Origin of the sequence: Clostridium sp. MD294 (assembly GCF_000364165.2) — a bacterium.
GTDB lineage: Bacteria > Bacillota > Clostridia > Lachnospirales > Anaerotignaceae > Coprocola.
Genome location: NZ_CP097810.1, coordinates 515,363 through 539,394, shown reverse-complemented (window position 1 = coordinate 539,394; position 24,032 = coordinate 515,363). Strand labels below are relative to the sequence as shown.

19 protein-coding genes are annotated in these 24,032 nt (G+C 31.2%); 11 read left to right on the top strand and 8 right to left on the bottom strand.

Annotated elements, in window-relative coordinates; all coding sequences use genetic code 11:
* The 7 genes from C820_RS02635 to C820_RS02605 form a co-directional block, all read right to left on the bottom strand.
* Entirely contained in the window at positions 1-495 is a 495-nt protein-coding gene (locus C820_RS02635) for a flagellar protein FlgN (protein ID WP_004035571.1), read from the bottom strand.
* Positions 496-576: 81 nt separating this feature from the next.
* Complete coding sequence (locus tag C820_RS02630; protein ID WP_004035572.1) at positions 577-876, bottom strand: flagellar biosynthesis anti-sigma factor FlgM; 300 nt, start codon at positions 874-876, stop codon at positions 577-579.
* A gap of 221 nt (positions 877-1,097) precedes the next feature.
* Positions 1,098-3,407, bottom strand: coding sequence for a cell division protein FtsA (locus C820_RS02625; protein ID WP_004035574.1), 2,310 nt, complete (start codon positions 3,405-3,407; stop codon positions 1,098-1,100).
* 97 nt (positions 3,408-3,504) lie between these two features.
* Positions 3,505-4,545: a protein-glutamate methylesterase/protein-glutamine glutaminase gene (locus tag C820_RS02620; RefSeq protein WP_004035576.1), complete on the bottom strand. Its 1,041-nt coding sequence runs from the start codon at positions 4,543-4,545 to the stop codon at positions 3,505-3,507.
* Positions 4,546-4,615: 70 nt separating this feature from the next.
* Entirely contained in the window at positions 4,616-5,425 is an 810-nt protein-coding gene (locus C820_RS02615) for a CheR family methyltransferase (RefSeq protein ID WP_004035578.1), read from the bottom strand.
* A 363-nt stretch (positions 5,426-5,788) separates the two neighbouring features.
* A complete protein-coding gene (locus C820_RS02610) occupies positions 5,789-6,265 on the bottom strand; it encodes a chemotaxis protein CheW (RefSeq protein ID WP_004035580.1) in 477 nt (158 codons plus the stop codon).
* Positions 6,266-6,307: 42 nt separating this feature from the next.
* The gene (locus C820_RS02605; RefSeq protein WP_004035582.1) at positions 6,308-8,416 is read right to left on the bottom strand and encodes a chemotaxis protein CheA; all 2,109 of its coding nucleotides are present in this window, start codon (positions 8,414-8,416) and stop codon (positions 6,308-6,310) included.
* A 98-nt stretch (positions 8,417-8,514) separates the two neighbouring features.
* Here C820_RS02605 and C820_RS02600 point away from each other — a divergent pair, with 98 nt between their 5' ends.
* The 11 genes from C820_RS02600 (at position 8,515) to C820_RS02550 (ending at position 22,407) form a co-directional block, all read left to right on the top strand.
* Positions 8,515-9,942, top strand: coding sequence for a hypothetical protein (locus tag C820_RS02600; RefSeq protein ID WP_004035584.1), 1,428 nt, complete (start codon positions 8,515-8,517; stop codon positions 9,940-9,942).
* Positions 9,929-10,219 (top strand): EscU/YscU/HrcU family type III secretion system export apparatus switch protein, encoded by a 291-nt coding sequence (locus C820_RS02595; RefSeq protein ID WP_004035585.1) that lies wholly within the window; start codon positions 9,929-9,931, stop codon positions 10,217-10,219. Before C820_RS02600 ends, C820_RS02595 begins: the two co-directional genes overlap by 14 nt.
* A gap of 20 nt (positions 10,220-10,239) precedes the next feature.
* The gene (locus tag C820_RS02590; protein ID WP_004035586.1) at positions 10,240-10,860 is read left to right on the top strand and encodes a PilZ domain-containing protein; all 621 of its coding nucleotides are present in this window, start codon (positions 10,240-10,242) and stop codon (positions 10,858-10,860) included.
* Positions 10,857-15,563: an S-layer homology domain-containing protein gene (locus C820_RS02585; protein WP_004035587.1), complete on the top strand. Its 4,707-nt coding sequence runs from the start codon at positions 10,857-10,859 to the stop codon at positions 15,561-15,563. Before C820_RS02590 ends, C820_RS02585 begins: the two co-directional genes overlap by 4 nt.
* Before the next feature lie 93 nt (positions 15,564-15,656).
* Positions 15,657-16,736, top strand: a complete 1,080-nt coding sequence (gene queG, locus C820_RS02580) for a tRNA epoxyqueuosine(34) reductase QueG (RefSeq protein WP_004035588.1) — start codon at positions 15,657-15,659, stop codon at positions 16,734-16,736.
* Between the two features lie 12 nt (positions 16,737-16,748).
* The gene (locus C820_RS02575; RefSeq protein WP_004035590.1) at positions 16,749-17,273 is read left to right on the top strand and encodes a Holliday junction resolvase RecU; all 525 of its coding nucleotides are present in this window, start codon (positions 16,749-16,751) and stop codon (positions 17,271-17,273) included.
* Positions 17,274-17,408: 135 nt separating this feature from the next.
* Entirely contained in the window at positions 17,409-18,794 is a 1,386-nt protein-coding gene (locus C820_RS02570; protein ID WP_004035592.1) for a TldD/PmbA family protein, read from the top strand.
* Between the two features lie 4 nt (positions 18,795-18,798).
* A complete protein-coding gene (locus C820_RS02565) occupies positions 18,799-20,151 on the top strand; it encodes a TldD/PmbA family protein (protein WP_004035594.1) in 1,353 nt (450 codons plus the stop codon).
* A 55-nt stretch (positions 20,152-20,206) separates the two neighbouring features.
* On the top strand, positions 20,207-20,698 hold the full coding sequence (gene lepB / locus C820_RS02560) for a signal peptidase I (RefSeq protein WP_035296398.1): 492 nt from the start codon (positions 20,207-20,209) through the stop codon (positions 20,696-20,698).
* Positions 20,699-20,796: 98 nt separating this feature from the next.
* Entirely contained in the window at positions 20,797-21,858 is a 1,062-nt protein-coding gene (locus C820_RS02555; protein WP_004035598.1) for an SPM autocatalytic domain-containing protein, read from the top strand.
* Between the two features lie 84 nt (positions 21,859-21,942).
* The gene (locus C820_RS02550; protein ID WP_004035600.1) at positions 21,943-22,407 is read left to right on the top strand and encodes a hypothetical protein; all 465 of its coding nucleotides are present in this window, start codon (positions 21,943-21,945) and stop codon (positions 22,405-22,407) included.
* 38 nt (positions 22,408-22,445) lie between these two features.
* On the opposite strand, the gene C820_RS02545 is transcribed toward C820_RS02550, so the two are convergent.
* Positions 22,446-24,017 (bottom strand): DUF3794 and LysM peptidoglycan-binding domain-containing protein, encoded by a 1,572-nt coding sequence (locus tag C820_RS02545; RefSeq protein WP_004035601.1) that lies wholly within the window; start codon positions 24,015-24,017, stop codon positions 22,446-22,448.
* Positions 24,018-24,032: the final 15 nt, after the last annotated feature.

Below are 24,032 nucleotides of genomic sequence, written 5' to 3'. Positions count from 1 at the left end.
TTATATAATCTTATTTGTAAAGTTTGTTTTATTATTATTATGAATTTGGCCATTAGAAGAATAAGTAGTACCACTCTGAGAAGCAGAAGGAGGTTGATGATTTAATACTTCTAAAGCTCTATCAATTCCTATTAAGTTGATTTCTATAATACTTTTAGCATTATTATGAATTTGTTGATAATAATCCATTGTTTGTTTTAATGTATTGTATAATTCCTCAAATTCTTGTTTGTATTGTTTATCTTTTATATGAGAAACAATTTCTGAAAATTTCATATTTTCGAAACCTAAATCTTTTTGTATTGTTTCTCTTTTTTTATCTAATCCACGAAATTGCAAAAGAAAAACTTGCTCTTCTTTCATACAATCGCTTAATGTATCAATATCTTTATCTGTAACAGCTTCTAATTTTGTTTGTTCTACATCAGCTAAATCATCAAAAAGCAAAATGAGTTTTTCTAGCAAGTCTATAAAATCATCTAATGTTTTTTGCATAATGACTCCTTCCTAAAATAAAGGATTTTTCGAATGAAATCAATAGTTATATTATCAAAAAAATAAGAAATCAGTTTATTTTTATTGTAACAATATCTTTTTTACAATAGCGTCTAAATCAATTTGATATGTTCCATCTGCCACTTTTTGCTGAAGTTCTTTTAGCTTTTCAGAAGATGCCGATTTTCTTACCTCTAAAGAAAGCTTTGTTGTAGTATCGTTAACAAATTTATCATCAGAATTAGAAGAAGGTGTAGTATTGATTAAAATTTTATCAAAATTTTTATCAATCCTTCTTTGATTTTTTTCAGAATTGTGTAACCTTGCTGTTTCTTTTTGTATATTAAAAGAAGTATAAAGACTATTAGATGCTATTTTCATGCAATCACCTCAATTCACTTTTATGCAGTAGTATGATGTTATATATAATCATAATATAGTATTTCTAAAAAAATTTTACTTATTACATATATCGGCAAAAGAACGTAAATCATAATACCTAGCAAGATTTTACTTTTTACCAAAACAAAAAGCTATATTTTACAATACAAATAAAATATAGCTTAAAATTATTTTTAGCTGAATAAATTATTTTTTATTACTTAATTATGCTTGTCCCATGCTACTTCAATACTGTCACCTTGAGAAATGCTTGCGGTATAAGAAGTATCTTCTCCATTTAATTTTATTATAATGTTTCCTTGTGGTTTTTCTAAATCAATGTCTACATAATTAAGCATATCATAAAAAAGTAGCTTCTTTCTATCTTCTAAAGGAATTGTTTTCCATACGCCATTGATAGAAACGATAATATGGTCAGCATCTTCTGACATTGGTGGAATTTGTTGCGACATTTCTTCTTTAGATATCTCTGGCAGTATTTCAGTCTGTTCTGCTATAGTAAAATCTTCCTTTTCTGATATGGATACTGTTTTATTTGGTATTGTATATTGTTCTATTTGTGGCACTTCTGTTTGATGAATTTCCTGTGTCTGTTGTAAGATAACAGATTGCTGTTGTATATTGTCATCTACTTCTTCTAAATTTTGTTTTGTTTGCTTATTTTCTTCTTCTATCAGTAATTTTTCAGATTGTTGTTTTGATATAAAAGAAATTTGGTCACCTGCAGCAATTAAAGCATCTGGACTGGCTACAGAATTATTGATTAACATGACCATTTCTTCTGGTTGAAATGATGTTTCCATATTATCTAGTAAATCTGTAAGTGTAATAACAGCTTCTGTAGTGAGCCTGTCCATAGGTTTTATAATATAGTCATCTTGTAATTGTTCACCGTCTTTATAAAATATTACAGGTACTTCTGCTAAAACTTCATCAACAATAACAGAAAAACGAAATTTTTCTTCTTGTTTTAAGTCTTTAATAGAAATAACAGGTTGTTTACCAGGAATTGCTTCTTTTGCTACAATAACATCTCCTTGCTTTATTTTTGTGTCTATAGAAGCCAATTCGCCATTTACATATAATTCTCCAGGAACAGCGTTTTCACCTTTTTTATTATATCTTTTACCATCAATATAATAATTGATAGAACGAGCAGGAAAACCAATTAAATTTTGTGGTTTGATAGAAGAAAGTAAAAGAGCGTCTGCTACTTTTGACTCTCTATAATTTAAAAGCATTTGTTTTTTTCCATTAATAGTAATGGAAAAAAAATCACAACCCTTATAAATAGAGGACATTGCACCAATACCAAGAGGAGTAATAAACTCAGGATTTTGCAATTTTTTATCATATACAGCGACGTTTTTAAAGGACTGATTTCCAGATATTGCAACATTTTCAAATGGAATTTTTAATTCTGTAGCAATGGCTTGACAAAATCCAGGAATTTGACAGCCTCCTCCAGCTAAAAATACAGCTGTAGGAGCAGCACCATTTGCTTTTAATATACCATTTGCAATTTCTTCGCTCAATACTTTAATAGCTGATTTTAAATTTTTTAATAATTTTGATTTTACTTCTTTATGAATATTTCCTAAAATGTCTGTGTAAGTGATTTGAGAGTTATCTGTGTCCAAAGCAATTTTAATTTTTTCTGCGTTTTCAAAATTACAAAGACATTTTTGCATAATAGCTTCTGTAATTTCATCTCCTGCTGTTGTTACCATATCATAGGCAATAATACTACCATCTTTTGATATAGCAATATCGCTTGTACCAGCACCAATATCTACTAATGCAATGTTTAATAAACGAATATCTTCAGGCACTACTACATTGATAGCAGCAATAGGTTCTAATGTTAAATTTTCAACAGTAAGTTGATTTGCTGCCATAACAGCATAAAGATTTTGAACAACATTTTGAGGCAAAAAAGCTGCAATTAAATCAATAGTAACTTCTTTTCCTTTATGTCCTATAATAGTACTGCTTTGATAGTTATCTAACTGATATTTTGTAATGCTATAACCTACACAATAAAATGTTGTTTTATTTTCTGTATGTTCTTCTAAATCTTGGTCAAATTCTGATTGTGCAATACCTAATGCAGAATATTCCATAGCATTAAGTAATTTTTCAGTAATTTCTTCTGTAGGATTTAATTCTTGTGTATAAGTTACTTTTTTTGTAATTAAAGCACGTCCTGCTGCTGCAATACAAACTTTTGTTAGTTTTAGTTTATTTCGTTTTTCTAAAGCAGATTTTACTTTTGTAACAACACTAGCCACAAGTGTAATATTTTCAATTTGCCCATCACGCATAGCACGTTCTTGATGAAATGCTTGTTCATAATCTAATACATGAAAAATATTACCATCATGTACACCTACAATACCAACAACGCTACGTGTACCAATATCTAGTGCAAATATGGCATTAGATTGCGTAAGGGTAACAGGGGGTTTTTTTATTGGTTCAGACACAGTTTCTATTTTTTTGCTTCTCAAAAAAAAGCCTCCTTTCAAGGCATTAATATGGAACAAAGCCGTTCTTTTTGAAAGAACGGCTATTTTTAAATGATAGAAATATTAGGCTGAAAAATATTTATTGTATTTTTACTAAATGTCTGCGTAAAACACCAGCGATATTATCACAAGACGCCTGTACTTCAACAGCACCTATATTTTGAGCTACCATAGGCATACCATATACAATACAAGACTCTTTGTCTTGTCCAATAGTAAAAGCTCCACTTTTTTTCATTTTTAGCAAGCCGTCAGCACCATCACGCCCCATACCTGTCATAATAATGCCTACAGAATTTTTTCCTACTGTTTCTGCGACAGATGTGAATAATACATCTACAGAAGGTCTATGACCACTGACTTTATCACCTGGCAAACAAGTAACAGCAAAACCACTACCTTGACGAACTACTTTTGTTTGTAATTCTCCACCAGGAGCAATTAATACTTGTCCTCTAACAATAGCATCACCAGATTTTGCTTCTTTTACTCTCATGGCACACAAACGGTCTAATCTTTCAGCATACATTTTAGTAAAACCTTCAGGCATATGCTGCACTACAACAATACCTGGAGTATCTGGTGGCAAATCTTTCAAAACGGTTAATGTGGCTTCTGTTCCACCAGTAGATGCACCAATAGCAATTACCATAGATTTTAATTTTGCAGAATTTAATGGAGAAGGTGCAGCTGGTCTTACAACTTCTCTTGGTTTTGGCTGATGCACAATTGCTTTAGAAGCAATTCTAACTTTTCCTGCTAAGTCCTTTAAAAAGGCATCTACTGTATTTTGCTTTGTCATATCTGGCTTTCTTACAAAATCAACAGCTCCAGCTGAAAGTGCTTCAAATACATTGATATTTAAAGAAGAAACAACAACAACTGGAACAGGATGTTGTGGAATTAACTGTTTTAAGAAAGCAATACCATTTAAACGTGGCATTTCTACGTCTAATGTTACAACATCTGGACGCAATACAGGTATTTTCGCTTTTGCATCAAAAGCATCTACTGCGTATCCTACAACTTCAATGTCATTATGTTTTGATAGACTGTCGATTAATACTTTGCGAAAAAGCATAGAATCATCAACAACAAGAACTCTAATTTTTTTTTCCATAAAAGAAACACCGTATCCTTTCGGGTTGGTAATAAAATAATTGATTGTTTATTATATTGATTTTTTGATATTATAGTTTCTGGTATGTAGCAGGCATAATATATTTATATGCTAAACGCTCTTTATTTAATGATTCAGAATGACCAATTAACAAATATCCACCTGAATTTGTTGCATTGTAAAAACGATTTACTAAAGCATCTTTTGTGGGTTGGTCAAAGTAAATCATAACATTTCGGCAGAAAATAACATCAAATTTAATTTTAAATTGTATTGGACTCATAAGATTAAATGTCCTAAATATTACATTAGATTTAATATGCGGAGCTACTGCATAACGTCCATCAGCAAGTTTTTTAAAATACTCTGTTCTCCATCTATCAGGTATTTTTTCTAAAGACTCTGCTTCATATATTGCAGTTTGAGCCTGTCCTAATACTTTTTGAGAAATATCTGTTGCTAAAACACGAGTATCCCAACCAGCAGCTTGTACACCAAGATAATCTTTTAATATCATAGAGATAGTATATGGTTCTTCTCCAGAAGAACAGCCAGCACTCCAAATGCTGAGCACTTTATTTTTTTTCTGCTTTACTAAACGAGGTAATATTGTATTTTTTAAAAAGTCAAAGTGATTAGCTTCTCGCAAAAAATAAGTATAATTTGTTGTTAATTTATTTAGCATTAATTCAATACTATTTTTATCAGAAGTTTGTATAATATGATTTACATAAGCAGAAAAATCGGCAAATCCAGCTGTAATAATAGAATTAGAAAGACGACTAGTAATAAGCTGCTTTTTTTTGGATAAATCAATGCCAAAATTTTTTTGCACATAATCAACAAGACGTAAAAAATCTTGGTCTGTAATTGTAAGCATAATAAATTACTACTCAGAATATGGACAAATATACCCATATCAAGATAACTATCATATAACTGTGTTATATGATACAATTATAGCTTTTAATAAATTATAATAACTTGTTAGAATATTTATTTTGTAAGTTATCTTGAAGTAGCTTTCTCCTTTCGTAATATTTTTATTTCCTGCGTTTCGTTTTTACTCAGTAATGAAATGCCATTTATCAACTGCACACTTTCTCTATTTGTAGTATAAAGAATTTTTGTGCAGTTGAAAATGTGTTAAAATTTAGTAAAAATGATATATTTTATATTTCTATAAAGATATTAAAAATATAAACATTATTTTTTATTTTAATATATTATACCACTATATGAACTATTGAAGCAATAGTTCGCAATCAAGAAATAATATTACCTGTTCTTTTGAAAGTGACATCATGCCTTTTACTAATTCTTGAGAACTATTTGGAGGCATAGAAGAAATATTACTTTCATAAATATCTACTACATGAGATACAGCATCTACAAATATACCAATAGAAGTAGAATTAATATCTAATACAATAATACAAGAAGTATCTGTTTCTTCTAGAGGCATTTTGTGCATTCTTTCTCTAATATCTATAATTGGTATAATCTGCCCTCTTAAATTAATAATTCCTTTAATAAAAGAAGGAACATTTGGAACTATAGTAATAGGATAATTTGTAATAATTTCACCAACGTTTGTAGCATCAATGGCAAATGTTAAACCATCTGATAAAAACGTAAGAAATTTTTTAGGTTCTTCTTTTATTTCTACATTTAGGGCTTGGCTTCTTTCCATGTCCATTTCATTGAATTCTTCAGTCATAAATTAAGTTCCTCCAATATTATTTTCTATGTTGAGAATAACTTAGTAAGCATAGTCGGTAGTATTGTGATGAAGAGTTGCAATATCTAATATTATACTAATATTACCATCACCTAATATAGTACAACCAGCTATACCAGATTTTTTAATATTATATGTGCTTAAATAAGATGGTAATGGTTTTACAACAACTTGCTGTTCGCCCATAAGTTCATCTACAAACAAGCAGTAAGATTTATCTCCTTCACCTACCCAAACGAGTATACCATCTTCCAAATTGGTAATTTCTGTATCAATATTATATAAACGATGTACTCTAATAATAGGATAAAAATTATCCATTCTTTTTACAATTTCTTGTCCTTGTGCATCATAAATAATTTCTTCAGGAGTAATTTTGAAGGATTGCTTTATGTCAGAAATAGGAATTGTAAATATTGATTTTCCAACAGAAACTTCCATACCATCTACAATAGCCATTGTTAAAGGAATTTTCATTGTAGTACACATTCCTTTTCCTAACTCACTTGTTATTGTAACAGTACCAGCGATTTTTTCAATATTTTTCTTTACAACGTCCATACCAACGCCACGACCAGAATATTCTGTTACTTGTTCGTTTGTGGAAAAACCAGGAGCCATTAAAAGAGCAAGTATTTCTTTTTGAGAATATTCGCTTTCTGGTTTTGTTAAAATGCCATTTCTTCTTGCTTTTTCTAATATTTTAACAGGGTCTGCTCCTTTACCATCATCTTGTATCGTAATAATAACTTCGCTTCCTGTATGTTCTGCTGAGAGTATAATTTCTCCTTGAGGACTTTTACCTGCTTTAATTCTTTCTTCTACTGTTTCTTCTATACCATGGTCCATTGAATTTCTAACCATATGCATAATAGGGTCACCAATGCTATCTACAATTGTTTTATCTACTTCTGTGTCTTCTCCAATAATTGTTAAGCGAACATTCTTATTTAAACTTTTGCTCATATCTCTAACAATTCGGTTCATTTTTTGAAATGCACCTGCTACAGGTATCATACGAATAGACATAACAGTATCTTGTAAGTCGTCTGTTAGCTTTCTTAATTGACGAGCTGACTTTGTAAAATTATCTAATTTTAGTCCTTGCAGCTCTGGAGAAGATGTTACCATAGACTCAGTAATAACAAGTTCTCCCATTAACATCATTAATTTATCCAATTTAGATAAATTTACGCTAATTAAACTTTGTTTGTTTGCACCAATATGTGTTACATTTGTTGTATTCTGTGTAGAAGATTGTGCATTTTGTGCAGGAGCTTGTACTTTTTGTGCAGGAGCTGCTTCAACTTGATTTTGTACGACTGGTTCATTTTCTTTTGAAACAGAAACATCTTCTTCTTTTTCAGCTTGTGGTGGTATTAATATTTCATAAGACTGAACATTACCTGAACTTTGTACAAGATTTAATGCTGTTTCTAATGTTTGTTTTGTATCAAAGCCTAAAAGAAATCCTTTTTCAACAATTGTTGCTGCTGTATCAGGATTTGTTTCTACATCAGATGGATAGAATGTTAGATTTTCATAAATGTCTTTTATAGAAGTAACCAACATAAAGGCACGCAGATTTTCCATACCACAACCTTCATCAAATGTAACTTTTAAAAATGCACCAGAACCATCTTGTGGTAATTCGGTAGAAGAACTTTGTGATTTGTTATTATTTTCTTCTTCTTTAGAAGCTGTATTTTCGTCTGTTTTATTACTGATTTTGTTCAAAAAGCTATTAACTTTTTCAACAAAACTGTCGACATTACTGGTAAGTGGCTCGTTATTTTCTAATTTTTCCACTTCAGCACGCAACATATCAGTGGAAAAAAACATGAGATTGAAAAGTTCTTTTTTATGTTCTTCGTCAATACTGTCAATGGTATTTTCACGAATGAAAAAAAATAAATCTTCAATACGATGTGCAATCGTCATTAAAGAAGAAAATTCCATCATAGCAGAAGAACCTTTAATTGTGTGCATGATACGAAAAATTTCGTTTACACTATCATCTGTAAAAGTATTAGCACTTTCGGCATCAAGAAGGACTTCATCGAGTTGCTCTAAAAGTGAATTTGTTTCAAAAAGGTACATATCTAGCATATTTTCCATGCCGTTATCCATACTTACACCCCTCATACGTTTTTATTATCTAGTATCTATATCGGCAGATTAATTAAAAAAATAATAGTATAAATCTTATTAAAGTGTAGGTGAAAAAAGTGGCAGATTTATTGAAAGTGACAACACCCCTTACAGGAAGTGAAAATTCTACAAGAACAAATCCTATAAGAGAAAATGATTCTAGCATACAAAATATAGTAAATCCATCTAAAGTAGTTAGACCAGATGGCAGAGAAGGTGTATCAACAGATACACAAAGAAAGGCACTAAATTATGAGTCTAATTATGAAACTTTTATGCAGATGGTAAGAGATACACCTGGCTTAACACAAATGATTACAGATTTAATTTATTCTCGTATGGGTATTGTAGTCAGCTCTGGTATGGGTGAAAATTTTACGGAGGAAATTGCAAATTTTATGGAAATGCTCAAAATGACACAAGGAGAGCTTGTTTATTTTTTAAAAAATCAAGCTGCTTCTGCTGTTAAATTTAAAGGGGCATTTTTTAATGTTTTAAGGCAAATATTAGACCAAACGCCTTCTATTGAGTTAAAAACAAGTATATTAGACTTTTTAAAACGATATAATGATATGTCTGCAGGTCCTCATTTAATGAACCAAATTATGCAAAATTTGCAAAACATTAGACAGTCTATTCCAAGAAGTTATGGAGATACTCTTGCAGAATTGATGACTAAGTTATATACTGGAAGTGAACAAGGAGATACTACTGCAAATACAGCAGTGCTGAAAAATGAAATCATACCTTATTTGTCAAAATATGTTAGTGCAACATATGATTTAGGAAAAGCAAGAGATTGGATGACAATGCTTACTCTTAATATTGCTCGTTATGAAAACGGAGAAAAATCCGCATTTTTAAAAGCATTTTCTCAGATGATGACTTTTGGAAGTGTAAGAGAAAAATTAGGCGATATTTCACCAGAACAATTAGGAAAAATATTAGCAAATACAGAATTTGAAAGAGCAACACAACAATATACACTTATGGATAAACTAACTGAAATATTAGAAACAGGAATGAATGGAACAGAGTCTACTCATGAAGCAAAAACTGTTTTTGCAAATATTATAAATTCTCTTTTATTAAATGAAAGTGTTTATATGCCTTTACTTCACTTAATGATACCAGCAGATATTGGTGGCAGATTAATGTTTTCAGAAATGTGGATTGACCCTGATGACCAATCAAATGGTAATGATGGCAGCAATGGAGAAAAAGAAAAACAAATTAGATTATTTATTAAATTTGACATTAAGGATGTAGGCTATTTTGAAATGATATTACTTTCAAAACAGGAAAATGTAGATATGCAGTTATATTATCCTGAAAAGTTGTCTACTCATAAAAAAATGATTCAAGATGGTGTTAGCAATATTATGGAAAGAAATGGTTTACGTTTTCAATCATTTTATACAGATGTTTTGCAAACACCAAAAACAATATCAGAGGTATTTCCTAAGCTATATGAAAGGATGAATGCAGTCAATGTCAGGATTTAATGACAAATTAAACAAAAAAGCAGTAGCACTGCGTTATGATGTTGATAAAAATATTGCCCCTGTTATTGTAGCATCTGGTATGGGACACGTTGCAGAAAAAATTATAGAGATTGCAGGAGAAAATAAAGTTCCTATTTATGAAGATACCTCTTTAACAACAATATTAACTCAACTGGAATTAGGCTCAGAAATACCAGAGGAGCTTTACAAGGCAGTAGTAGATATTTATGTTTTCTTTTTGAATTTTGCACAACAATATGAGGAAGAGGAAGAATAATTCTTTAGGAGGTGTTTTTATTGGCACAAGAAAAATATGCTGTTCTTTCCGAAAACAGTGACATGGTTTTGTGTGAGGCTATTTTGATAGAACAATATAGAAATAAAATGACTTTGAAAGTAGTAGATGATGTAAACGTTTTAAAAGGCTTAAAATTAGTAAAATTTCATAAAATGCAAAGTTATGCGGAAATTTATCAAGGTGAAATAACTGAAATAAAAGGAGATAATGTTTTTTTTACTGAAGTAGTTAATATTAGTGCTCAAATGAGAACTGAAATTAAAATAAAAATTCGTGTAGATACAAATCTGATAAAATTATTTCCACCAGAGGAACAAAAAATACCAGTTGCTGTTCCTATTGTTACAAATGATATTAGTTGTGGCGGTATAGGATTTGTTTCAAAAGCAGATTTTGATAAAGAAGGTAATTATGAAGTGGTAATTCCTATTACTTCCCCACCTACTGTGATTGACCTTACTATTATGAGAAAGGAATTTCAACCAGAACAAAATCAATATGTGTATGGCAGTAAATTTACAGATTTAGATATTGTGGAAGAACGTATGCTAAGAAAAGCAATATTTAAAATACAAATGCGTCGTCACCACAAAAGAATTATGGAGGAGAAAAATAAATGATGAAAAATATGCAGGGCAAAGCCAAAAAAATAATAGCCGTTGCTGCTGCAATTTCTATGCTGACAAGTCAGCTTTTTATTTCTGAAGGTTTGTTGTTAAAACAAACATATGCAGCAGGCTTTAATATGAACGGCAGCAAATGGTCTGAACCTTATTTAAGAAGTTTATATGATAATGGTATTATGTCAGGAGATACCAATGGAAATATGAACCCTGACAATGACATTACAAGAGCAGAATTTGTTACTATGCTTAATAAAGGTATGGGATACCATGAAACAACAGGAAAAACAAAATTTAAAGATATTAATGGCACAGAATGGTATGCCAATGAAATTGATATTGCAACAACACAGGGATATTTTGTAGGAAGTGGAAAAAATCTTTCAGGAGCTTCAGACAATTTAACAAGAGAACAGGCAGTTGCTTTTTTAACAAGAAATTTAAAATATGAAGAAGATGACAGAGTAAATACAGATTTTGTAGATGGTATGAATTTTCCAACATGGAGTAGAGGCTCTATTAATGCAGCAGCAAATAAAGGTGTTATTAATGGTTACAAAGATGGAACATTCCGCCCTAAAAATAATATTACAAGAGCAGAAGCAGGTACAATATTATACAATGCTTTAGGAAAAATTATCAATCAATCTGGTGATTATACTTATGGTAATATTAATGGAAATATAACAATATCAAAATCAGGTGTAACACTTCATGATACTGTTATTAATGGAGATTTATATATTACAGAAGGAGTAGAACTTGGTTTTACTAATTTGAGAAATGTAACAGTAACAGGACAAGTTATTATTAGTGGTGGTGGAGAGAGTAATGTAGGTGGAAGCAGTATTACATTTACAGACTCTACTATAAAAGAAATGATTATAAATGCTCCAGAAGATAAACCTGTTTCTGTAAAAGTAGATGGAAGTACACAAATTACAAATACAAAAATAAAGTCAAATTCCTATTTAGAAGAACTTTCTAATTTAGAAGGCGGCTTTGAAAATGTAGAATTAAATGGTCCAAAAGATACAGATTTGCATTTGAGAGGTACTTATGGTACTGTGTCGATAAAAGGAGAAGAAAATAATCTTTATTTGGACTCTGGAGAAATCAATACACTTGTTATTGATGAAACAGCAGCAGGCAGTACTACAACAATAGATGAACGTGCTTATGTTGCAGAGGCTTTTATTGATGTAAAAACAGACATAAAAGGTAATGGTGATATGGGTCAGGCAAATATCAATGCAGATGGTGTAACAATTTCTATGCTACCAGACAGCATTATATTACGTCCAGGAGCAACTGCAAAAATAAATGGTAAAACAATGACAAGCAAAGATGCGGAAGAAGCTTCTTCATTTCCTAGAATATTGAGCAGATACCCTAAAATGGATTTGATAGAAGCAACAAAAGTAAGTATACTTGTAAAAACAAATAAACCAGGTACTGTTTATTGGGCAGTAACAGAGTCTGACGCAGCTTCCATTTCAGATGATGATTTGTTGAAACCAGAAAGACGAAAAGATATTATAAAATCTGGAAGTATTACAACAGCAAAATCAGATACAGAATATACTATCAATGTCAGCGGTTTAACAAAAGATGCGGAATACACACTTACTGCTGCTTTAGTAGATGATAGAAAAGACGTTAGTACAAGAGAAAAAATAACATTTACAACAACAGATAATACATCACCACAATATTTATCTGGTTCTCCTAGAATAAAAGAAACTACAAATACTACCGCAACGATTTCTGCTGTTACAAACAAAGATTTAACAACTTATTGGGCATTGTTTCCAACAGGTAGTTTAGCCCCAACAGCATATGAAGTAAGGCGTGGAAACCTCAGTGGACATTTAGCAAAGGGAACTATAAAAGATTGTAAAAAGAACATAGAATTTGAATTTGGTATTTCTGGATTAGAAGAAAAAACAACATATGATTTGTATATTGTAGGTCATGACGATGTGGAACAAAAAGATACATCAATGAAAAAACTAACATTTACCACATCTGATAAAACAGCACCTCATTTTATGGAAGATTACCCAAAATCAAATAAAATAACAAAAACTTCTGTAGAGATGCTTTATAAAGTAGATGAAGATGCAAAAGTATACTATTTAGTTATGGATAGAGGAGAAGATTTTCCACCTCCACCAGTTGGCTCTATGATAATACCACCACTTACTTCTGATGAAGCAAAATTAGCTATTATAAACGGTGTAACAGGTATTTCAAAGGGTTCAGCTACAGCAAAATCAGAAGTAGAAGGTAAAGTAAATGTAACTAGACTGCAAGAAGAAATTGCTTATGACCTTTATATGGTTGCAGTAGATAATGAAGGAAATATGTCTGAAATTGAAAAAAGACTGATTAAAACATTAGACGAAATTCCACCAACAGCAACACAGGAATTTACGGAAATGATGGACGAATATCCAACTGTTTCTTCTGATGTAAGAATTGTATTTAGTGAAGAAGTAAAAGTAATAGAAGACAATGAATTTGTTGACCTTGCTCCAGAAAATTTAGCAAATCATATTACACTATATGACATTACAACAGTAGAAACAAAAACAGTAGAAATTAATTTCAAGAGAGCAACTGTTGCACTAGAAAAAGGAAAAACAGTTGTAACATTCCCATCTCGTGCTATTCCTATGAGCAGCGGTTCAAGGTATCAATTTGAACTTAATGGCATTGTAGATACAAGCAATAACAAAATGGAAGATAAAACAATGCTGCCAGAGTTTAGAACAGTACCTTCTTTGGTGTCATTGATACAGACTATTGCACCACAAGATTATGATGTAACATTTACAGCAACACCACAGTCAAATGATACAAATGATGAATTGCTTTATGATATGTTGATATATTCTAGTTCTAATATTACATTTGACTTATATGAAAAAGGGCCAAATGATGCAGACTTTAGACTGTTAACAGGTACAAGAGTAGATTTGACAACAGGTCAGGAAGTGGACTATGACGCACAAATCAATGCTAGCGATAGTGATACAGGTACGAATGGTATTTCACTCCATCACATTTTGGATAGAGTAATGCACAATGAGCCAACTTATTTATTTGAAAGATTTAATCAGTTAGAGCCAAAAGAATACGCTATCAAAATACGTAGCATTGATGGTAAGCCAGAAAGTGCAGGCTGGACAGCAAATGTAAGTATGAGTATAAAATGTGTTGTAGGTTCTAGAACAACATTACAACCAGCAGCAGGTGCTCCTGTAAAAGGTTTTGATGATGCTATTGCAGCAGGTGCATTAGAAGTAACAGACCCTCAGCCATTTAATATGACAATACCATTTACAGATACTGTAGTACCTAAATTTATAGAAGGTTATCCTATGTTAGATGAATTCCAAACAGATGCACCAGACCAGTACCCTTCTACATATCAATATGTATCTGATTATACTATCCGCCCACGTTTGCAGACAGACAAAGAAGCAACAATGTATTATATGATAATGCCTCGTACAAATGTAGAAAACGCTACTATTACAGCACAAGACGTATTTTATGGCACAATAAACGGTGCAAATGTTATAAAGGGAAGACATTCTATACCAAATCCATATATTGTTATGGACAATTTGGAAATAGAAGGATTAGAACCAGCTACAGACTATATTATGTACAGTGTTTTGAAAGGAACACCAGCTGACCCTTCACCATTGTATATCAACCGTTTTAGAACAAAAGATTTAGTACCACCAACCATTACAAATATACTTGTATTAAATGATGAAAATGCAGCAGATGCTGTTACAATACAGCTTACAGTAGATAAAACATCTACATTGTATTATGTAGTATATCCAGCAGCAACAAGTGCAAATGGTTATGCTGGCGGTCAAATTAATGCAGAACAAATTAAAAATGGTTATACAGAGCCTAGTAACCAACCTCTTGTAAGGGGACAGCAAATTATAGAAGTAGACCCAGAAGTAGGATTGACAACTGTGGATATTCCAATAAAAGGATTACGTCCAGGCGTAAAATATATATTCCATGCAGTAGCAAGAAACTATTTGGGCACAAGTACTGCATTAGGTTATGACTCAGAAGTAAAATGGTCTGATGAATTTGGTGCATTGGATTTAATACCACCATCACTTACAATAGGATATAATGTTAACCCTTGGAATACAGGTGACCCAGATGAATTATATAGTGGTAGTGTTACAGTAAGTTCAGATGAAGCATTATATTATATGGGTAGAGATGGTTCTATCAATCCATTGACTTATGAAGTATTGTTAAATGCTTTAGATGTTACACCAAAAAGTGGAGAAATTGTATTAGATACACAAGGCAGGTCAAGAAAAGCAGAATATAAAATGACACGAAATGATGTTACAGTATCTGTAGCAAGAGATATGGAAGGTAGAGCAGTAGGAGAAGGCATATCTTCATTCACATTAAATTATACTAATATTCATTTAGGAGAAGGAAGAATAACATTCCCATATCCAATTTGTGATGTAGAAGGTAATGCAATTCCTAATGCAAATGGAGGAGCACGTGGTACATTGTCATTAGTATTTAGAGAAAGAGCAATACTTGACTATAATGGCGAGTTCCGTGAATATAGACCAAGTTGGGAAGAAACAGGATTAGATGACGATTATGTAACAGTTACTCACCCATTTGGTTGATAATTTGTATTACAAATTTATAAAATACAATAAAAATTAAGTAAGAGAACACTCCGAAAGGGGTGTTCTTTTTACACAACAAAAGGAGAACATATGACACTAGAACAAGAAATAAAACAATTTGCAGAGCATAGAAATTTAGAAGTAGGTATTACTACAACAGAACCTTTTTTAGAACTACAGCAAATACTGATAGAAAATAACAGTGATTTACAAGGCTTTGTAGAGCAAGACATTACAAAAAGAATATATCCGTGTAAAACAATGCCAGAAGCAAAAAGTATTATTGTTTTTGCTATGGGATATGGTGTTCGTAAAAAGCTACAACAATGTGATACTACTTTAATGGGAGAATTTTCAATAGCAGCAGTAGCAACAGATTATCATATTGCTTTAAAAGAGCATTTCAAAGCATTAGAACAGTTTTTGAAACAAAAAATAGAAGGATTTGAATGTAAATATTTTGTAGACACAGGGCCTCTTGTAGATAGAGCAGTTGCAGTAAGGGCAGGTTTAGGATGGATAGGAAAAAATAACTGTGTTCATACAGCGAAATTTGGCTCTCTCGCCTTTTTTGGTTATATGATGACTAATTTATCATTAAAACAAAATAAACAGATTATAGGGGATTGTGGAAGCTGTAAACGCTGTATTACTTTTTGCCCCACTGGTGCATTGTCAGAAAAGCGATTTGATATGAAAAAGTGTATTTCTTATTTAACACAAACAAAAACTGTTTTATCAGTAGATGTTATGAAAACAATGTCAAAACAATTATACGGCTGTGATGTGTGTCAAATTGTTTGCCCTAAAAATCAAAAAGCATTACAATGTTTTGAACAAAAACAAACAAGTTTTTCATTAGAAGAAATGCTTCACTGTTCTAATAAAACATTTTCTCAAAATATTTCAAAAACAGCAGCAGGCTGGAGAGGAAAAAAAATACTGCAAAGAAATGCTGTGATTGCATTAGGAAATAGTGGCACAATAAAAGCATTGCCCTTATTAGAACAAGCATTAAAAGATGAAAGAGAACTGATTAGACATACTGCTATAAGAGCAGTATACAATTTAAATATACCAGAAGGATTTTTGATGTTAAAACAAATAGAAAAAATAGAGAAGTCAGAGGAAATCAAACAAGAATTGCAAATTATCAATAAAATGTTATAAATAGGAGGAATTATGAGCTATTGGAATACAAGAGGATTACGAGGAAGTGCATTAGAAGATTTAATCAATTTTACAAATGAGTTTTATAGACAAAGAGGACTAGCACTATTTCAAAAAATACCTACGCCTATTACGCCTGTAGAGGTGAATAATAAAAAAAGAACAATTACATTAGCTTATTTTGGACAACAAAGTACAGTTGACTATATGGGTGTTGTACAAGGTATTGCTGTGTGTTTTGATGCCAAAGAAACAAGTTTGAAAAGTTTACCTATACAAAATATACACCCCCATCAAATACAGTTTATGAAGGATTTTCAAAAACAAAATGGTATTTCATTTTTATTAGTACATTTTTCAGCAATAGATAGTTTTTATTTTCTGCCATTTGAAACATTAGAACAATATTGGATAGCATCACAAAAAGGAGGAAGAAAATCTATACCATTTGATGCTTTTGAACAAAAATACTGTATTATACAAAAAAATGGTATATTGCAGTATTTAGAGGCAATTAATACTTATTTGAGCAGATGAAAATGATGGAATAAGTGAAAATATATTGCATAAATGCTGTAACATTGTTATGCTATTTTTTGAAAGTATTTTATAACAATTTGATAGTTACGTTAAAGTAATATAATATCATTTTAATAAAGAAAGGGCAATGATATGTTAAAAAATTCTATTATAGAAAATGTACTAACAACAGCATTAGAACAATATGCAGATTTTGGAGAAATATATGTAGAGCAAACACAAAAAAATACTATTGCAATGACAAATGGAATAGTGGATACTGCTCTATCTGGTATAGATAAAGGAGCAGGTATACGCTTGTTTTATGGCAATCAAGCAGTTTATGCTTATACAAATGATTTAAGTGAAAAAAATTTAATAGAAATTACAAAAAAAGCCTCTTTAGCAATGAAAGAAAATCATAATGCAAAAGAAGTATTTGATTTTACAAAACCTTTTCACACAAATTATAATAAAATACAGAAAATGCCTAATACCATACCTAAAAAGCAAAAAATTGAAGTAATGAAGGGAGCTTCTTCAGCAGCATTTTTATATGATACTTTGATTTCTCAAACAAGATTAGGCTATCAAGATATTACACAGTCTGTTTTAATTGCGAATACAAAAGGAGTATTAGCTAAAGATGAACGTGTTCGCAGCCGTATGACAGTGGAAGCGATTGCCTCTTCTCAAACGGAAAAACAAAGCGGCTTTTTTGGTCCTGGAGCGTCTATGGGATTTGAATTATTTGAGAAAATTGATATGGAACAAGTGGCAAGAAATGCTTCTCGTATTGCAGTTACAATGTTGAAAGCAGATGTTTGTCCTCGTAAGAAAATGACTGTTGTAATAGAAAATGGTTTTGGAGGAGTTATATTTCATGAAGCTTGTGGGCATAGCTTAGAGGCGACAGCGGTAGCAAGAAATGCTTCTGTATTTGCTGGAAAACTAGGACAGAAAATTGCTTCTAGTATTGTAACAGCAGTAGATGATGGCACAATAGAAAATGCTTGGGGTACTACGAATATTGATGATGAGGGAATACCTACTCAAAAAAATATACTGATTGAAAATGGTATATTAAAATCTTATTTAGTAGATACACTAAACGGGCAAAAAATGAATATGTTTTCTACAGGCTCAGCAAGAAGAGAAAGTTATAAATTTGCTCCTACTTCTCGTATGACAAACACATATATTGCAGCAGGAAATACAAAACCAGCAGATATCATTTCAGATACAGAGTATGGATTGTATGCAAAATGTATGGGTGGAGGTAGTGTTGACCCAGCAACAGGAGTGTTTAATTTTGCAGTACTAGAAGGTTATATGATACGAAACGGAAAAATAGCAGAGCCAGTAAGAGGTGCTACACTGATAGGAAAAGGAGATGAAATACTCCTTAGAATTGATAGAGTGGGCAATAATTTAAAAAGTGCACAAGGAATGTGTGGTAGTATAAGTGGTTCTATACCTACTAATGTAGGGCAGCCTATGATTAGAGTAAGTGAAATTACAGTAGGAGGAAGGGGGTAAAACATTGGAAAGAGAACAATTTCAAAAAATATTGATGGAAAGTGCATTATCACAGGGATTTAAACATTGTGAGGTATATTTTGAAGCAACAGAAAATTTTGAAGTTCTTGTGTTAGAGGGAGAAATTTCTCATTATGAAAACAGTAGTCAAATTGGTATTTGTTTTAGAGGAATTTATAAAAATAATATGGGCTATGCCTATGCTACAACAATGAACGAACAAACAATACAATATTTAATTGAACAGTCAAAAGAAAATGCAGAAGTAATAGAAGAAATAGAAAAAGAAGTGATATTTGAAGGAAGTAACTATTATACTCCTATTAATAGTTATAATGAAAAATTAAAAATGCTTTCTTTAGAGGAGAAAATGGAAGCTGCAAAAAAAATGGAACAAGGAGCATTACAGCAATATGAACAGGTTTCTATTGATTATTGTGTACTACAAACAATAGAAAAAACCATTGCTTTATCAAATAGTAAAGGTCTTTCTCTTTGTCATAAAAAAAATGGCATTGTTGCAAATATATCTACTATTGCACAACAAAATGGTGATGTCAAAACAGCTTCAGAGGATTGGATAAGTAATGATTGGAGTGCTTTTTATCCTCAAGAAATTGGAAGAAAAGCGGGAGAAAAGGCAGTAAGCCATTTAGGAGCATATAGTTTGCCATCAGGAGAATATAAAGTACTTTTAGAAAATCATGTAGCAGCAGAATTGCTTTCTGCATTTGCTAGTATATTTTATGGAGAAAATGTACAGAAGGGATTTTCTCTTTTAAAGGGAAGATTAAAAGAAAAAATTGCATCTTCTAAAGTTACATTGAGAGATGATGGCCTTTTAGAAAATATATTTGGTTCTGTTCCTTTTGATGATGAAGGAGTAGCAGTAAAAAATAAAATAGTGATTGAAAATGGTAGACTAGAGACTTTATTGTATAATTTAAAATCAGCAGCAAAAGATAAAACAGTCTCTAGTGGAAATGGTTTTAAAAATGGATATAAAAATACTATAAAAACAAAATGCACTAATTTTTATATACAACCTGGAGGAAAAACAACAAGAACACTTATAGCACAGTTAGGAGAAGGGCTTTTGATTACAGATATTGCAGGACTTCATTCGGGAACAAATGCAGTTTCTGGAGATTTTTCACTTTCAGCAGAAGGATTTTGGATAGAAAGGGGACAGATTGTACGTCCTGTAGAGCAAATTACAATAGGAGGTAATTTTTATACTATATTAAAATTAATTGAAGAAGTAGGAAATGATTTGAAATTTATTACACCAAATAGTAATGGTACAATGGGAGCACCTATGGTTATGATTAAACGCCTTTCTGTAGCAGGAATTTAACATTTGTGTGTATTTGATAAATATAGAAAATCAAAATGAGGGGATAAAAGTGGAAATGGTAAAAGAATGGCTCAAAACAATATTATATGCTTTTATCATTGTTTTAGTACTTTATTTTGCTGCATGGCCTGTTACAATAGAAGGGGACTCTATGAAGCCTACTTTTTTAGATGGAGATAAAGTGGTAACATCTCGTATATTAACTATGACAGGAAAATATAAAGCAGGAGATGTTGTAGTATTTCATATGATAGATGAATATGGGCAAAGAGATGTTATTAAAAGAGTAATAGGAGTAGAAGGCGATAAAATAGAAATAAAACAAGGCATTGTATACCGCAATGGCGTAGCAATATTGGAAGAATATATAAAAGAAAGTACAGAAGGGGAAATTTCTCTAACAGTGCCACAAGGAGGTATATTTGTATTAGGAGATAATCGTAGTCATAGTTATGATAGTCGTAATATGGGTATTATTTCTGAAAGTGAATTAAAAGGAAAGGTAGTATTAAGATGGTATCCTTTTAACACTATAAAAAAATTTTGATATTTTTTTATTATTTCTTTTTCAAAAAAGACGATAATATAATAAAGATTGACATGTTACAAGCAAAATAATACAGTAAGGAAAGGGGAGAAAAGTTTATGAAAATTTCATCTAGTACAATAGCAATGCAGTCAGAAAGAAAATATACTGCCATACGTCAAGAAGTCAGAGAAGAAAAAATGCAATATATTACAGAAGATGCAGAAAATGGTGATAAAGCAGAAAATGTAAAACAACCTTCTGTTGCTGATGCTGTAAAGGGCATGATAGAAAAACAAGCAGAGCTATATGGAACTGCTAAACAAGAAAAAATAGCACCTTCTTATGAAAATGAATTTTCACTTAAAGTAAAATTGATGGAAAAAATGTTAGAAGCATTATCTAAAATGGTAAAGGGAACTGTTACAAAAAGCCCCATGAGTTTATATGAATTATTTGACAATGGCAATAAAAGTGAAATCATAAATTTAGGCAATAGACCTGCTCCAGGAAAATGGGTAAGGAATGTAAAAACATCTACATTTTTTGCAGAAGTAGAACATACTACATTTTCAACAGTAGGTATTGCAAAAACAGAAGATGGTAGAGAAATTAATTTTAATATTGATTTAGAAATGTCAAGAGGATTTTGCGAGCAAGTAGAAGCAGAATGGCAAGAAGAAGTGATTTGTACAGACCCTCTTGTGATTAATTTAGAAGGAAATAATGCAGAATTAACAGACCAAAAATTTTTATTTGACATCGATGGTGATGGAAACAAAGAAAGTATTTCTCGTTTACAAAATGGAAGCGGTTATTTGGCATATGACAAAAATGGCAATGGCATCATTGATGATGGTAGTGAACTTTTTGGAGCAAAAACAGGAAACGGCTTTGCAGAATTGGCAGAATATGATGCAGATGGTAACGGCTGGATTGATGAAAACGACCCTATATTTGATAAATTAAAAATTTGGACACAAGATTCCTCTGGTAATACAAAATTAGTAGGATTAGCAGATGCAGATGTAGGAGCGATTTATTTAGGAAATGTTTCTACTGATTTTACATTAAAATCAAATGAAACAGGAGAAGTAAACGGACAAATAAAAAGAACAGGATTTTATTTAAAAGAAAGTGGCGGTTCTGGCACAGTACAACATGTGGATGTAGCAGTTTAAAAAAATATGAAATTTGTTGTTGTTTTATTTTCTACTTTATTGACATAATTTTATATAATATTAAGTAGAGAAAGAAGAATAATTATGGACGATGATTTAATTGAATTTTGTGAAAAAGAAAAACAAAATTATATGATATTAAATTCTGAAGAAAGAGAATTTATTAAAAATGCTGTAAAAGCAAAGTATATGAGAAAAGATGTAAAAACAAGTTTTTCTTTTTTCGATATGTTAGATTATAGCCATATGTCAGGAACAAATATGGCAGATGCTTGGAGATGGATAAAAGATTTTATTGTTAATAAAAAAATTGTAGTGTTTTTTAATGAAGGAACAGCAAAAGAATACATAAAATTGTATAATGGAGCAATATTTGTTGATTTTTATGATGAAAGTCCATTAGTAGAATTTTATATTACAGATTGTGCTGTCAGTTTTTTGCTTGGTTATAATCATTCACAATGTTTATTCGCTTTTGACACAGCAGGGGATTGGCTAGAAAATGACTACAGATATAAAAAATATCAAAAATTAAAAAAACTAAAATAAAAACCTTGAGTGTTTTACTCAAGGTTTTTATTTTAAAATTAAGCAACAGCTTTTTTTAATATCAATAGTTTTTGTCCTGTATAAATAATTTCTGGATTTTCAATGTCATTTAATAACAGTATATCTTCTATTGTAGTATTATATTGTTTTGCAATACTCCAAAGGCTATCATCTCTTTGCACAACATAAATAACAGCACTAGCAAAAGAACGATTTAATTCATCAGATGTTTCATCAAATTCAATTTCTGTAATAATTTCTCCTTCTTTTTCTTCTGTTACGATAGTGTCAATACTTAATGTAGCCCTTACTTCAATTTCGTTACTAGAAAGCATATTTGATGTTACATTTTCTACAGAAGATGTAATGTGAACATTTGAATTTTCTTTACTTCCTTTTACTTCTAATTCTTGAGAAAAAGGAACACTTTGTGTAACAATAGCAATAGGAGAAGTATCATTTTCACCTATATAAAGCACCTCAAAAGTAACAACACCTTGTATTTCTATTTTATCCTCAGAGGTAATCACATCATCTATAGAAGCATTTGCCCAAACAGTTTCAATCTGCATAATAGGAGTAGCGTTATCTTCTAATACTAATGTTTCTTTTACAGTGAACTGGCTTTTACTAGTACCTATAATATTAGGATAACGTATTGTTTCTCTTTGTATAGAAAGAGGTTTTCCAGGATAATAAGCATCTTCTATAAGTTCCATTTCTTGGCTGTCTGTTACCTTTAATGCAGTACCTATTGTAATTTCTGTGTTTAATATGCGGTCTTCACCATCTTCATCTGCCAAAGGCTGTATTTCTTTATTTTCAATTTGCAAATCAGCCTGCACAAGCATTTTATTTGTAATATCATTTCCATCAATGTATCCACTGAAAGGAATTTCATGTTCTACTACTTCTAGTATGCTGTCATCAGTATCTCCTGTATAGAGTGTACATAATTTTAAATTTCCTCTCACTAATACTCTACCGTCCATAGCACGAATGTCTTTGTCTGCAATAGAAACCGTTGTTTGCAGAATTTCTCCTATATTTGGTTTATTATTTGGTATTGTAAGTTCTTCTTTTACAATAAACCTCTCTTTTTTGTTTTCAATAGTACTGTTAATATTCATAATACCTTTTTTTGTTTGTAATGCAGGCATATCATTAATATCTTCTATGATTTCACCAGTATAAGATGTAGTTGCTTCTGCTGTAACAGTAATGACTGCTTTAATATTGATTTTTCTATCATTTAATAGTTTGCAGTCCAGATGATTTAATATAGCAGAAAGCGTAATATCTGCGTTTTGGTCAATACCATCAATATGTATAATGTCCTCAATAGGAAGGGACGCTTCCATACCATTAATTGGTTTAATACTTTTTTTACCTTGATATAATATAGAAAGTAACAGTTCTCCTGAAAAATTAACTCTGTCTTCATTTCCTTTTGCTTCCTGTAATCGCACAATACCACTACAACGTAATATTTGTTCAATATCTGGTTTATTGTCTGGTACAATAACATCGCCTTCTAATAATATCTGAGAAGATTCTTTTCCTGCTTGTTGGTCAAGCGTGATTTTCTTTTTTTCTAAATCCCAAGACATACCAAAAGCCTCCTT